Origin of the sequence: Bacillus cereus group sp. MYBK220-1 (assembly GCF_051916445.1) — a bacterium.
Taxonomy (GTDB): domain Bacteria; phylum Bacillota; class Bacilli; order Bacillales; family Bacillaceae_G; genus Bacillus_A; species Bacillus_A cereus.
In genome coordinates, this window is the sequence record NZ_JBQAGQ010000001.1 from 395,187 (window position 1) to 407,372 (window position 12,186).

Below are 12,186 nucleotides of genomic sequence, written 5' to 3' on the forward strand. Positions count from 1 at the left end.
TGCTCAAATAAAAATAAACCTGTCAGCCATAATGAACTGACAGGTTTATTTTTATAATTTTGTACGAACATTCCAAAGCTCCGGGAAGAATTGTTGATCAAGTACTCGCTTTAAATAAGAAACACCGGAGGATCCACCTGTACCCATTTTATGTCCAATAATTCTTTCTACTGTTTTCATATGACGGAAACGCCATTGTTGTAGCCAGTCTTCAATATCAATCAATTTTTCAGCAAGCTGATATAAATTCCAATATTTTTTCACATCCGCATACACTTCCAACCATGCTGCTTCTACTGTTGCATCTTCTTCATAAGGCTGCGTAATATCACGGTTTAACACATCTTTATGAATAGGGAATCCTTCTTTTACTAATGCTTGAATCGCGACATCATATAGACTTGGTGCATGTAGCGCTTTATGAAGTCGTGCATGTAATTCTGGATCCTTTTCATAAATTTTTAATGCGTGTGGCGTTTTATAGCCAAGTGCATACTCAATCATACGATATTGATACGATTGAAAACCTGAAGCTTGACCGAGTGAATCACGAAACTCAATATATTCTGATGGTGTTAATGTCGCAAGAATATCCCAAGATTGAATAATTTGAGACTGAATTTTTGATACACGTGCTAACATTTTAAAAGCTGGTTGTAATTTATCTTGTTTAATAGATTCAATCGCCGCATTTAGCTCATGTAAAATGAGCTTCATCCAAAGCTCACTTGCTTGGTGAATAACGATAAATAACATTTCATCATGATGGTCCGATAATCTTTTTTGAGAAGATAGTAAACTATCTAATTGTAAATACTCCCCATACGTCATATTCTCTTTAAAATCCGTATGAATCCCTTTTTCCATAATTACTTTTTCATTTTCTTTCATATTAGCCAAACGCCCCTTTTATATGATTCTACTTATATTGGTCTAATAACGGCTCGAACTGGACTTCCATCTGCATCAGTTAATGCAAGTGGTAATGCAATAAGTTCATAATCACCGTCTGCTACATGATCTAGTACGACATTTTCTAAAATATGAATTCCATGTTTAAATAATTGATGATGCGCTGCTAATTCTTTATCATCTAGCGGATCAACTGATGGTACATCTACTCCGATTAAACGAATACCTTTCTCTGAAAGAAACGACGCTATGTCTGCACGTAAATGAGGGATCACCTCTGGAAATTCTTCAGCTTTTCCATGTGAAGATGTACGTAATAATAATCGTTCTACACCTTCTAAATGAAAGCTTTCTAATTCCTTTTTCCCGATGCTTTCAAGATTAGAAACGTCAATAATCCGTGCTGGGCCAACATAAACTTGAACATCTAAATCCAATACTTTCTTTCCATCATTATCAAAATGAAATGGTGCATCAATATGAGTGCCTGTATGAATACTCATCGTTAACTTTCCGACATTTACTGAGCCACTTTCTTCTTTTGACCATGAAACTTCATACGAGAACGGTGTGTCTCCTGGCCACGTTGCAATATTATTATTTAGCGGTTGTGAAATATCAATCCACTCTGATGTTTTCATATTTATGCCACAACCTCTCGCTTATTTTCAAACTGCTTATACTCTTCATTTTTCATAATTTTCTTTAATATTTGTACAGATTTCCACACTTCTTCGTATGTGTTATATAAAGCGACCGGCGCAAGTCTCACCCCATTTGGCGCTCTAAAATCTGGGATTACTCCATTTGCTTTTAGTGCTTTACATATACGTGCTGCTTCTGCATGCTCTAAATAAATGTGCCCGCCTCGTTTTTCATCCTCTAATGGATTTCCAATTGTAAATTCGAAATCTTTTAATTCATGTCCAATTAAATTCAGCATGTATCTCGTAATATGTAAAGATTTCTCACGTAAACGTTCAATACCAGCATCTTTGAAAATTTCAAGTGAACCAATTAATGGTGCTGTACTTAATACGTGCGGTGTACCAATTTGATAAGCACCTGCATGATCAGCAGCTGTTAATGTATGCTCCATATCAAACTGTTTATCTTTTCTAGAACTAAACCATCCAGACAATCCTGGCAGTCTATTAAAATGTTTACTATTTACATAAAGGCCTGCAACACTACCCGGTCCTGCATTTAAATATTTATAATTGCACCAAACAGCAAAATCGACATCCCAATCTTTGAAATGATGCGGAATAGATCCTATTGAATGGCATAAATCAAATCCAATGTGAATGCCGCGTTTATGAGCTTCCGTTGTTAAACGTTTCATATCAAGAATTTGACCACTTCTATATAAAACAGAAGGTAATAAAATTAAAGCGATATCATCTTCCATCGCATGGATAATATCTTCTTCAGAAAGTGTTCTACCATCTCGGCTTTTCACTCTTACTAAATGCTCCTCTGGATCTAATCCTTTTAAACGAATTTGACTTTGAAGTGCATAAATATCTGATGGGAAAGTTAATTCATCCGCAAGTATTTTTGTACGTATTCCTTTTGGTTCGTAAAACGTCGCAATAACTTGGTGTATATTTGTAGTTGTAGAACCGGTTACAATAGTTTCTTCCGGTAAAGCACCAATAAGAGGGGCTGTAAGTTTACCTAATTTCTCTGAAAGGAAAAACCACGGGTGCTCACCTTCTGTCCAGCCGTCAATGCCATACTCTTTCCACGAATCTAGCAACGTAAGTAATGATTTCTCTGCTCTTTTTGAAAGTAGCCCTAATGAGTTTCCATCTAAATATATAGTACCTTCTTTTTTATAGAATTCAGTTTGAAAATCTTTCAGTTCATCATGTTTATCACATTCAAGCGCATACTCATAAGTTGGTTGAAATGGTTCTTTATACATGGTGTCACCTTCTCTTAATTTTCTTTTTATTCTAACTAATTGAAATATATCACCTTAATTGATACAACGTCAATGATATTATGTCAGTTGACTTTATATATGAACTTCTTTTACAATACAGTTATATTTTCAGATATTTCAGTATAAAGAGGTGATTCTTTGAAAAACTCTACTCTTTCATCAAGAAAACACCGCTCCTTAGAAACGAAGAAGAAACTATTACACTCTGGTTACACTATTTTTATAAATAATGGATTTCAAAAAACGACAATTACACAAATTATTAAACATGCAGAAACTGGTTACGGAACAGCATATGTATACTTCAAAAACAAAGATGATCTCCTAATTAGTTTAATGGAAGATGTTATGAATCGTTTTTATAATATCGCTGAACGCTCTTTTTCTCCACAAACAAAAGAGGAAGCACGTATAATGATCCAAAATCAAGTTAGAGCATTCCTGCAATTAGCAAATGAAGAACGCGCTATTTTGCAAGTTGTAGAGGAAGCGATAGGATTATCAAGAGAAATACGGCAAAAATGGGATGAGATTCGGGAACGTTTTATAACAAGCATTAAACAGGATATTACTTACTCTCAAGAAAGTGGATTAGCACAACCTAATTTAAATAAAGAGATTGTAGCACGCGGTTGGTTCTCGATGAATGAATCGTTTCTTTGGACTATTACGCAAAATGACAAAAAGATTAACTTAGAGGAAATTGTGTATACGTTAACGGAGATGTATACGACCGGGTTATATAAATAGCACACCTTCAATAAGGAAGGTGTGTTATTTTACATCTATAAAAATATATTAACTGGGTATGGTAGCGCTAAAGTAGGCTTTTCAGAAAATGAGAAATATTGTAGTTTTAAAGATTCACCATCTATCGATTTCAGTTTTCCACTAGTAATTTCACATTCAAACACAACAACAATATATTCTACTTGATCGCCATTCGGATATATATGACGGAACCTTTCCCCTCCAAATACCCCTTTTTGTTTTTTTACTTGCACTTTCAAACCCGTTTCTTCCCACACTTCACGAACTACCGCTTCTTCTGGAGTTTCTCCAGGCTCAATTGCTCCAGCTGGCAAACTCCAGTATTCTCCGCCAGGATATTGAAATAAGATTTCTCCCTGCTCGTTTTTAATAACTGCAGCTACACTTGGCATGAATATTAGTTCATGTCCTAATTGCTCCCGGATTTTTTTATAATATAGCGACATCGACATATAATTCTCTCCCACTCCATTAATGAATAACTGTATTTTCTGACATATATTCTATAATAATACCAATAACAATTTCTATATAGAAAGGATAAGAAAATGACCCAAGTACAACTAGTAAATAGCTTTCTATCATTTTTAGGTACGACAAAACAGCCTACTAACTTAAAGTTTTTAAATGAGCTTATTAAAGCTCATCAAGAAAAAATAAAATGGGAAACCCTTACTAAAATAATTGACTGGGAAAAGGGGAATGAAACAGGTAATTATTTTCCTTCCATTGAGACATACATAAACCGTATTACAACAAAAGGTCTGGGCGGTACTTGTTGGACTCACTCGATTGGATTCCATTGGTTATTATCAAATCTTGGTTTTGATGTTCAATATATGTATATGGACCCCGGACATTTATGCTTACGGGTTAACTTAGACCAACCTTATTATGTTGATGTTGGTTACTGTGCACCTTTATTCCAAGCTTACCCACTTTATGAATCATTTCAAGTAAGTAATGTAAGAGAAACTTTCACTTATGAAGTCTCAAATAATAAGATTGAAATTACTAGAAATCCAGGTCCCACAAAAACCTTACACATAGAACCAATACACTTATCAAATATGAAAGAACTTATTTCAAGGTCTAACGATTGGCGTACATCTCCTGTATTAAAGAAAATTCAGATTTTCGGTTATATCGATGGCATTCCGACTTCTATAAATGATAATGTTTTAAAACAATATTTCCAAGGTAAGAAAAGAGAACAAATCATTACATCTTCTGAACTTAATTATTGGATAACAGAAAGATTTTGTGTTGATAAAGAAATATATGAAAGAGCTATTGAGATTTTCAATGAAAAATCTTCAAACAGTAAAAGCGTTACTCATGAGATTGAGTAACGCTTTTACCTTAATATATTTTTAATATTAATCTTCTTTATGATAAGCAGCTTCTACACATTCTGCTAGACGCTCCATTTGTTCCATAGTTAAACCTCGTGATATCCAGCCTGTTAACTTATACATCATTTTATAATAAAAATTACTAGGTTCATATTCTGAAATTAATGTTAGTGCTGTACCTTCCTCATCTTCTTCTAACATATAAGTCATTGCTGAATATCCTTGCTTCATTTCACTACCAAGTGAAATAATATGCGGTGCATCGTATTCAAGGATTTCTACTTCAGCCTCGAATATTTTCTTACCGACTTTTTGAACAGTAATATATTTATCTCCTACACGTGGATTCTCTTTATCCATATTTGAAGGATAGCGATTTTCTATTATAAACGTATTCCATTCTTTTATTTTTTCATCTTCTATTATATAGTCACATACAATATCCATTGGTGCTTTTATTACTATTTCAATTGCAAAACTCATTATACTGCCCCTCTCAAATACCCTATCCATTTCTATTTAACTAAATCATTATGCCATATTTTATATAGTGAAATACAAGTAGAATTTTAACTTTTTATTGTGAGGGGGATTCAATAAATAATCATTTTTTATTAATTTAAAAACTTATTCATACAAAATATTTTATTAAAGATACAACAATTAAAAACAAAGCCACGAGTAGTAAAGCAATCCCTATACTTCTATTTTCTTTTTCGTTATTTTTTAAATTTTGCACTCCTAAACTAACTAACATAATCCCTATAAGCGTTTGTAAAATTAGCATACTCTGTTCCGAAACATCATTCCAACTATAAATGGAATACCCCATTACAATAATTGCAAGTACAATCGTTAAGATCCTATTCATATGAAAATCCTTCCTATAAAAAAAGAAGCCACTAAGTTTCCTTAGTGGTTTTATTAACAATTTATATTTAGTAAAATTACTTTTTATGAGTTTGATATAAGTCAATAGAATTTCCTGGCCAATATAACTATGTATGTTAGCACACTTTTTCTTTATTCAGTCTACTTACAATTCCAACTATAAATTTATATTCAATCCTCTTCTTCTTAATCTTTTTAAATCCTTCTTTCGTATCAAAAATTAAACACGTTTTCCGAAACCACATTCGTACATATAGTGACTCAAAATAAATAGGTTTTATAATTCCTCGTTCTTCAAATTCAGTTCCATCTTTATTTTCGGTTTCTGTTCGAACGAACCACCTATTTCCGAAGCCAATTTCAATATACTTCACATAAGTCCCCCTTCCGGGAATTATTTTCTAACAATTCTATTATTTCCCCGGTAAGCGCACATTCCGACAGAACATGAGCCCACAAAGAAAAAGTAGATTACAAAAATCTACTTTATAGCTTATATTTCTGCATTCGTTTATAAAATGTACTTCGAGGAACATTTAACAGTTTTGCGGCTAACGAAACATTTCCGTTCGTCTTTTCTAACGCTTCAATCATGCTATCACGCTGTATTTTTTCGCGAAAATTCAATGTATGTTCTGTTTTATTTTCAACTTGTAACTCAAGTTGTTGTTGATTTCCCGTCATTGTTTGTATCAAAAAAGCGACTTGCTTTTCGCATATTTCCCGTCCTTGCGACAAAATGTAAATACGTTCTAATACATTTACTAGTTCCCGAATATTTCCGGGCCATGTATGTTGTAAAAATTGATTGTATATACTCTTTGGAAATACAACATTCCAATTCTTCCGTTCGCAAAAGTGTTGTATAAAATATGGGATATCCTCTTTTCTTTCTATTAACGATGGAACATATAACGGATAAACGTGCAAACGATAATATAAATCTTGACGGAATTTCCCTTCTTCTACTAACCGTAGTAAATCTTTATGTGTGGCAGTAATAATACGAATATTTACTGGTACCTCTTTTGAACTTCCTATTGGAGTTATTGTGCGTTCTTGTAAAACACGCAATAAGGCTACTTGCATCTCTGGTGGTACTTCGCCAATTTCATCTAAAAACAGTGTTCCTCCATTCGCTTGTTCAAATTTCCCTTTATATCCTTGACGTCGCGCACCTGTAAACGCACCTTCAGCATAACCAAACAATTCACTTTCCATTAATTCTTTAGGCAAAGAACCGCAGTTAACAGCTATAAAGGGTTCGTCTTTTCTTGGACTATTTTCATGAATCGCTCTCGCGACATATTCCTTTCCTACTCCTGTCTCACCACATACATACACACTAGCATCAGTCGGTGAAACAAGCTTAATTTCTTCTAGTGTGTGTTGAAATGCTTTACTTGTCCCGGTAACCCCTGGAAAAGTAATTCCTTTTATAAATGTGAAAGCAGAATATGTATTCATTTGTTTGTTTTCCTTTAAATACATACATTTCCCGATCATTCTTTCATTACTATATACCGGTATCTCTAATTTAGTTTCCAATCCATGGTGCACTAAATCTTCAAGTTTCATTCTTGACCAATTAGTTACTCGTTCCCGAACGCTCTTACTCGCAGAAACGATAACATCACGATGATTACAAATAACTACTTGTTCATCACTATCAATGACATCTAAAAAACGATGGATTAAGTGTAATTCATTTTGATGAACTCTTATGCTACATTCACGTTCAATCGCATGTGCAATTGAAGTTACCATACCGAGCATATATGGATGCGAAAATTCAATTGGACAGGAGAAATCTAGAATACCAATTAATTTCCCGTCATCGTTATGAATAGGAGCAGCCGCACAACTCCAGCTATGAGATACCACGGAGTAATGTTCAGTACCACTTATCATAATAGCTTCTTCAATTTCTAGCGCTGTTCCTATTGCGTTTGTCCCCACAGCTGCTTCCGTCCATTTTACACCTTCAATAAAATTAATATGTTTCGCTCGCTTTAACGTTTGTTTATTTCCACTTAAGGATAGGACATAACCATCTGGATCGATTAATAATGCCATCATTTGTAGTTCATCAATGGTTTTTCTCATATTTTGTATTTGGGGTAATGCTATATCAAGGAAAATTTCACTCTTTTTCTTTTGTTCTCGAAAAATATTAGAAGACAAAACTTTCTGACCTTTATTCATATGAGGATTAACATTAGCCTGTTTACATCGATGCCACGATTCTGAAATTCTTTGATTTATGCGATTTGAATCAAGAACACCTTCATTAACAAACTTTTTCCATGTATGTAAGTAAAACGGTGAAGCTAACATTGTATCATCTCCCTTTTAATTGTTTTGGAGATTTATAAAACATACTTTTATTATAAAACTGAATAAAAGCGTTTTCAATACAACTAGCAATACGACACAAATATGTTAATAATTTGAATATCCTAATGCACTTCTTTATTCTTTTTTAGTAGCACTATATTTTGTATAATGGATGCAAAGAAAATACATAACCAAAACCACTTTTGTGGATTACCATTTATAAAGAAAACAATCACGGCTATTGCAAATAAAATAGCGGATGCTAAACTAAAATATAATTTTGTTTTAATTTCTATTATCCCTCACCCCTCTGTTACTTTACAGTACATACTAACTCTTCATTTTTTATCTCTACTATGTACTCCTGTAAAACATATTCTTTCCCGCCATAGTTTTCATACCATTCATGTATTCCTTTAATATGCCTCTCGTCACTTCTAATTTTCGATTCTATTTCATTATACTGTTCATAACTATCATATTCCCATATGGCAAATACTTCAGACGTACCATTCTTATTATCTTTCATCCAGCGTCCTATTAGCCTAGAACCATGCTTTAATTGATTAGGTAAGTTCGTATTATTGAAATGATCATTAAATACTTCTATAAATTCATTTTTCACTACATAGTACTTCCTTCTGTAAAACATACTTCTTCACCTCTTTCACGAAAAGTATTGGTAAATCTTCCCATCACTACCGTATTATAATACTTTCCATCCGATAGTCTTTTGTCATTTTTCAAAATGCCTTCTACTTCAAAACCTAATTTTTTATAAAGATGAATAGCTTTCTCGTTTGTCTCTAATACTTGTAAAGATATTTTATTCACTGCATTTTCGTCAGCCCATTTAATAGATTGTTGTAATAGGCTCTTCCCCATTCTATATCCCCAAAACTCTTTTAAAATGCAAACGCCAAACTCCACTTTATGAGATAATCTCTTAAAATTTGATCCTTCACATCTTGAAAATCCAACAATTCGATTGTGCACTTCTGCAACTAAAAAGAGATTCTTCGTTTCTTCACTATCTGTTTTTATTATTTTTTGAAACCCTAGGTCATCTATAAATCCCTCTCCAGCATCTCTATCCATATTTTCAGTTTCTCCATCAATCTGAACTCTAATTTTCGATAACTGCTCAGCATCTTTCTCAGCTGCAGAACGAATTGTATAAGTTAATCCATTTATATAAAACTCTTGCTCTTTTACAATCATGTCAAACTCCTTTCAAATGAATATAATGGCGCTATTACAACTTGTTTACCTTGTTTCTCAAAGTCCTGAACAGTTTCTTTACTAGCCTCTTCGTCAGTTATAATAATGTCAATTTCTTTTAGAGACTCTCCTCTTATAAAACAATCTATTCCAAGTTTATTATGCGGAACTAAACAAATATTTCTTCTAGCAATTTCACTTACTCTTTTACTAAAATAAGCAACTTCAGGTGTTGCAGTACTAATACCTTGTAATGAAATGCCTCCACCTGTAGAGAAATAAAGATCAATAGAAAATCTACTTATCAATTCAGAGGCAAGTGTATCAGTAATATTCCCTAAAGGTTTTACTTTTCCGCCAATTAAATACGTATCAATATTCTTATATTCTCGTAGATAACCAGCTATTTCTATAGAATTCGTAATAACCGTAAATGATACTTCTGGTAAATATTTCAGCATCGCATTATGAACGGAAGCCCCACCAATAAAAATTGAATCACCTTCTTGTATATAAGATACCGCAACTCTTGCAATTGTGTCCTCATATATTGAGCTATCACTATAACGTTTAGCTGGTTCCGCGGCTAAATTTCTCACTCGCGTAAGTTCAATTGCACCTCCGTGCGTTCTTTTTAATAAACCATCCTTTTCCATAATAGACAAATCTCTTCTTATAGAATCAATAGACATATCAAATCTTTCCGCAAGATCCTTTGCGATTACTCTTCCATCTGTATTAAGTAGTTCTAAAATTTTCTCTCGACGCTCTTCAGTAAACATGTTATCACCACCGTTATTGAAGATTCAGAAACTTAAACTTTATTTTAATTATATGCATGCCTCTTCCATTTTACAATATTTTCAATTCTTATTTATTCCGTTTTATACAGTCTTCTCCCTCTTTCTATCCTGTTAACTTGACAACCAAATAAATAAATATATATCTGTATATTACGCAAAAACACTTCCATTCACCTTCCTATTGATGTGAAATTATTCCTATATTTTACTTTTTAACACAGAAAGGGATTACTATGAAATCATTAATCAAAACGACATGTACAGCATTATTATTTACTGGAATATTGACAGGATGTAATAGCAATACTACATCAAAACAAGAAAAGAGCGCTCTCGAAAAGAATGCAATGCACTATGGAGAAATAGTTAAAAACGAATACTATAGAGCGACAGTTGAAAATGCAAAGTTTGAAAAAATAGACAAAGAGCGGCGCCTTACTACTCGTGTTATGATTAATAATGTTCGGGACGATGGACAAACTATTGATCTTTCGGAAATAAAATATTTCATACAAGATGAAAAAACTGGTCAGAAATATGAAGGTGAAGCTCATCCGATAGATGACGAGCACTATAAAAATGTTCCACACGAATTCTCTTTAACTACTGACATTGTGTTTGAACTGAAAACTTCACCAAAAGATTTAAATAATATGTATTTATACATAGATAGCAAAGCAGCGCCGTTAACAGATACATATTGGAAGCTTGATAATTTAGTATCTAAATAGAAAGACCAGTCTTACATGACTGGTCTTTTACATTCATATATTTAACTTTCATTAACACTTATAATAATTTTCTAATAACAACTTGAATAACATCAGCTAAACCAGTGTGCCCTTTCCCTTCAATTCGCTCTTGTTCGCCATTAAAGAAATGAATTACCTTATGCTCTTCACACCAAGTAAGGATATCAATTGGATTATACAGCATATCAACATCTTTTGGTCCACCAGTACCATAGTTTATTTGTTTTTTTGAGTAAACTTCAAACATAATTAAACCACCAGGCTTTATCGTTTGTATCATTTTACCTAATATCATTTTTTTATAATCATCATGAAAATGTCCAAATACCATAATTGCTGCATCATATTCATTTTCTGGCAAACTATCAGCTAATAAATCTACTTTTTTTGTATGCACGTTTACGTTATGCTTCTCTGCCAATTTTTTTGTCTTCTCTAATCCATCTTCCGAATAATCAATAGCTGTTACTTCGTTCCCTTGTCTTGCTAGAAATACAGCATTTCTACCTTCTCCCTCCGCGAAAGCTATTACTTTATTGTGATTTGCTAAACGAAATGCTTGTTCTTTAATAAATGTATTAGGTTCTTCCCCGTAAAAATATTCATCTGATTTATATCGATCATTCCAAAATTTAGTCATCATCTTCTCTCCTTCTTCATATCATTTTCTAACCACAATTAAAGATATCAAAGAGTCTTTTTATCCTTAATTAATTTAAAAATAAAAGCAGATTAAAAATCCACTTTTATTTTTTTCGCAAGATCTACGATTTTTTGATTTCGTAACTCTTCTTCCATTTTCTCTTCTGCTGCAAGCATTACTTCATTAATTAAACATCCAGGTTTGTCATGTAAACAACATTCAAACAATGATGTTTTACCTTCAATTGCATGTATAATATCTAAAAATGAAATATCTTCCCAATTCTTACTAAGCGAGTAACCGCCCTTTGGACCAGATGATGAATGTATCATCCCTTCCTTCGTCAACTTAGTTAGTATTTTAGACAAGTACGTTGGTGAAACATTTTGCATTTCTGCTAATTGGTGAACACTAACTAACTTATTTGGTGTAGCCTTTGCCAGAAAAAGCATTGTATGAAGAGCATAATTTGTAGCTTTAGAATATTTCATAGTACAGCCCCTATTGTAGACTTCATGTATCTACAATAACTTTATTTTTTTATTATGTC

The 12,186-nt window shown here is 33.0% G+C and carries 16 protein-coding genes; 3 read left to right on the forward strand and 13 right to left on the reverse strand.

The annotated features are described in order from the left end of the window. Positions 1-51 precede the first annotated feature (51 nt). The 3 genes from kynA to kynU are packed head-to-tail and all read right to left on the reverse strand — an operon-like array spanning position 52 to position 2,842. Positions 52-891: a tryptophan 2,3-dioxygenase gene (gene kynA / locus ACTFRU_RS01950; protein WP_000661957.1), complete on the reverse strand. Its 840-nt coding sequence runs from the start codon at positions 889-891 to the stop codon at positions 52-54. A 32-nt stretch (positions 892-923) separates the two neighbouring features. Further along, the gene (gene kynB / locus ACTFRU_RS01955; protein ID WP_000858074.1) at positions 924-1,553 is read right to left on the reverse strand and encodes an arylformamidase; all 630 of its coding nucleotides are present in this window, start codon (positions 1,551-1,553) and stop codon (positions 924-926) included. 2 nt (positions 1,554-1,555) lie between these two features. Continuing rightward, positions 1,556-2,842, reverse strand: a complete 1,287-nt coding sequence (gene kynU, locus ACTFRU_RS01960; protein ID WP_000276298.1) for a kynureninase — start codon at positions 2,840-2,842, stop codon at positions 1,556-1,558. Between the two features lie 159 nt (positions 2,843-3,001). Between kynU and ACTFRU_RS01965 the strand changes: the two genes are divergently transcribed. Beyond that, complete coding sequence (locus tag ACTFRU_RS01965; RefSeq protein WP_000798542.1) at positions 3,002-3,613, forward strand: TetR/AcrR family transcriptional regulator; 612 nt, start codon at positions 3,002-3,004, stop codon at positions 3,611-3,613. Between the two features lie 35 nt (positions 3,614-3,648). Here the strand turns inward: ACTFRU_RS01965 and ACTFRU_RS01970 are convergent, their stop codons facing one another. After that, complete coding sequence (locus tag ACTFRU_RS01970) at positions 3,649-4,086, reverse strand: NUDIX hydrolase (RefSeq protein WP_000062926.1); 438 nt, start codon at positions 4,084-4,086, stop codon at positions 3,649-3,651. A 96-nt stretch (positions 4,087-4,182) separates the two neighbouring features. Here ACTFRU_RS01970 and ACTFRU_RS01975 point away from each other — a divergent pair, with 96 nt between their 5' ends. Next, positions 4,183-4,986, forward strand: coding sequence for an arylamine N-acetyltransferase (locus tag ACTFRU_RS01975; RefSeq protein ID WP_326304325.1), 804 nt, complete (start codon positions 4,183-4,185; stop codon positions 4,984-4,986). Between the two features lie 27 nt (positions 4,987-5,013). On the opposite strand, the gene ACTFRU_RS01980 is transcribed toward ACTFRU_RS01975, so the two are convergent. The 7 genes from ACTFRU_RS01980 to ACTFRU_RS02010 form a co-directional block, all read right to left on the reverse strand. Continuing rightward, positions 5,014-5,472: an SRPBCC family protein gene (locus ACTFRU_RS01980; RefSeq protein WP_000006415.1), complete on the reverse strand. Its 459-nt coding sequence runs from the start codon at positions 5,470-5,472 to the stop codon at positions 5,014-5,016. Between the two features lie 148 nt (positions 5,473-5,620). Further along, positions 5,621-5,860, reverse strand: coding sequence for a DUF3953 domain-containing protein (locus ACTFRU_RS01985; RefSeq protein ID WP_001079916.1), 240 nt, complete (start codon positions 5,858-5,860; stop codon positions 5,621-5,623). 136 nt (positions 5,861-5,996) lie between these two features. Next, on the reverse strand, positions 5,997-6,254 hold the full coding sequence (locus ACTFRU_RS01990; protein WP_000873828.1) for a DUF3977 family protein: 258 nt from the start codon (positions 6,252-6,254) through the stop codon (positions 5,997-5,999). Between the two features lie 112 nt (positions 6,255-6,366). Then, the gene (locus ACTFRU_RS01995; protein ID WP_242554506.1) at positions 6,367-8,217 is read right to left on the reverse strand and encodes a sigma-54-dependent Fis family transcriptional regulator; all 1,851 of its coding nucleotides are present in this window, start codon (positions 8,215-8,217) and stop codon (positions 6,367-6,369) included. Between the two features lie 313 nt (positions 8,218-8,530). Continuing rightward, complete coding sequence (locus tag ACTFRU_RS02000) at positions 8,531-8,869, reverse strand: NIPSNAP family protein (RefSeq protein WP_440037428.1); 339 nt, start codon at positions 8,867-8,869, stop codon at positions 8,531-8,533. Continuing rightward, complete coding sequence (locus ACTFRU_RS02005) at positions 8,842-9,438, reverse strand: N-acetyltransferase family protein (RefSeq protein WP_440037429.1); 597 nt, start codon at positions 9,436-9,438, stop codon at positions 8,842-8,844. Before ACTFRU_RS02005 ends, ACTFRU_RS02000 begins: the two co-directional genes overlap by 28 nt. Then, positions 9,435-10,220, reverse strand: coding sequence for a DeoR/GlpR family DNA-binding transcription regulator (locus tag ACTFRU_RS02010; protein WP_440037430.1), 786 nt, complete (start codon positions 10,218-10,220; stop codon positions 9,435-9,437). The genes ACTFRU_RS02005 and ACTFRU_RS02010 overlap by 4 nt, the downstream gene beginning before the upstream one ends. A gap of 254 nt (positions 10,221-10,474) precedes the next feature. Here ACTFRU_RS02010 and ACTFRU_RS02015 point away from each other — a divergent pair, with 254 nt between their 5' ends. Beyond that, a complete protein-coding gene (locus ACTFRU_RS02015; protein WP_000838468.1) occupies positions 10,475-10,972 on the forward strand; it encodes a hypothetical protein in 498 nt (165 codons plus the stop codon). Positions 10,973-11,030: 58 nt separating this feature from the next. Here ACTFRU_RS02015 and ACTFRU_RS02020 read toward each other — a convergent pair whose 3' ends face one another. Next, positions 11,031-11,636, reverse strand: a complete 606-nt coding sequence (locus tag ACTFRU_RS02020; RefSeq protein ID WP_440037431.1) for a class I SAM-dependent methyltransferase — start codon at positions 11,634-11,636, stop codon at positions 11,031-11,033. Positions 11,637-11,725: 89 nt separating this feature from the next. After that, a complete protein-coding gene (locus tag ACTFRU_RS02025; RefSeq protein WP_000877650.1) occupies positions 11,726-12,127 on the reverse strand; it encodes an Rrf2 family transcriptional regulator in 402 nt (133 codons plus the stop codon). Between the last annotated feature and the right edge of the window lie 59 nt (positions 12,128-12,186).

Coding starts and splice junctions, on each gene's coding strand:
- kynA (WP_000661957.1), bottom strand. CDS start 891: ATGAAAGAAAATGAAAAAGTAATTATGGAAAAAGGGATTCATACGGAT.
- kynB (WP_000858074.1), bottom strand. CDS start 1,553: ATGAAAACATCAGAGTGGATTGATATTTCACAACCGCTAAATAATAAT.
- kynU (WP_000276298.1), bottom strand. CDS start 2,842: ATGTATAAAGAACCATTTCAACCAACTTATGAGTATGCGCTTGAATGT.
- ACTFRU_RS01970 (WP_000062926.1), bottom strand. CDS start 4,086: ATGTCGATGTCGCTATATTATAAAAAAATCCGGGAGCAATTAGGACAT.
- ACTFRU_RS01975 (WP_326304325.1), top strand. CDS start 4,183: ATGACCCAAGTACAACTAGTAAATAGCTTTCTATCATTTTTAGGTACG.
- ACTFRU_RS01980 (WP_000006415.1), bottom strand. CDS start 5,472: ATGAGTTTTGCAATTGAAATAGTAATAAAAGCACCAATGGATATTGTA.
- ACTFRU_RS01985 (WP_001079916.1), bottom strand. CDS start 5,860: ATGAATAGGATCTTAACGATTGTACTTGCAATTATTGTAATGGGGTAT.
- ACTFRU_RS01995 (WP_242554506.1), bottom strand. CDS start 8,217: ATGTTAGCTTCACCGTTTTACTTACATACATGGAAAAAGTTTGTTAAT.
- ACTFRU_RS02000 (WP_440037428.1), bottom strand. CDS start 8,869: ATGTTTTACAGAAGGAAGTACTATGTAGTGAAAAATGAATTTATAGAA.
- ACTFRU_RS02005 (WP_440037429.1), bottom strand. CDS start 9,438: ATGATTGTAAAAGAGCAAGAGTTTTATATAAATGGATTAACTTATACA.
- ACTFRU_RS02010 (WP_440037430.1), bottom strand. CDS start 10,220: ATGTTTACTGAAGAGCGTCGAGAGAAAATTTTAGAACTACTTAATACA.
- ACTFRU_RS02015 (WP_000838468.1), top strand. CDS start 10,475: ATGAAATCATTAATCAAAACGACATGTACAGCATTATTATTTACTGGA.
- ACTFRU_RS02020 (WP_440037431.1), bottom strand. CDS start 11,636: ATGATGACTAAATTTTGGAATGATCGATATAAATCAGATGAATATTTT.
- ACTFRU_RS02025 (WP_000877650.1), bottom strand. CDS start 12,127: ATGAAATATTCTAAAGCTACAAATTATGCTCTTCATACAATGCTTTTT.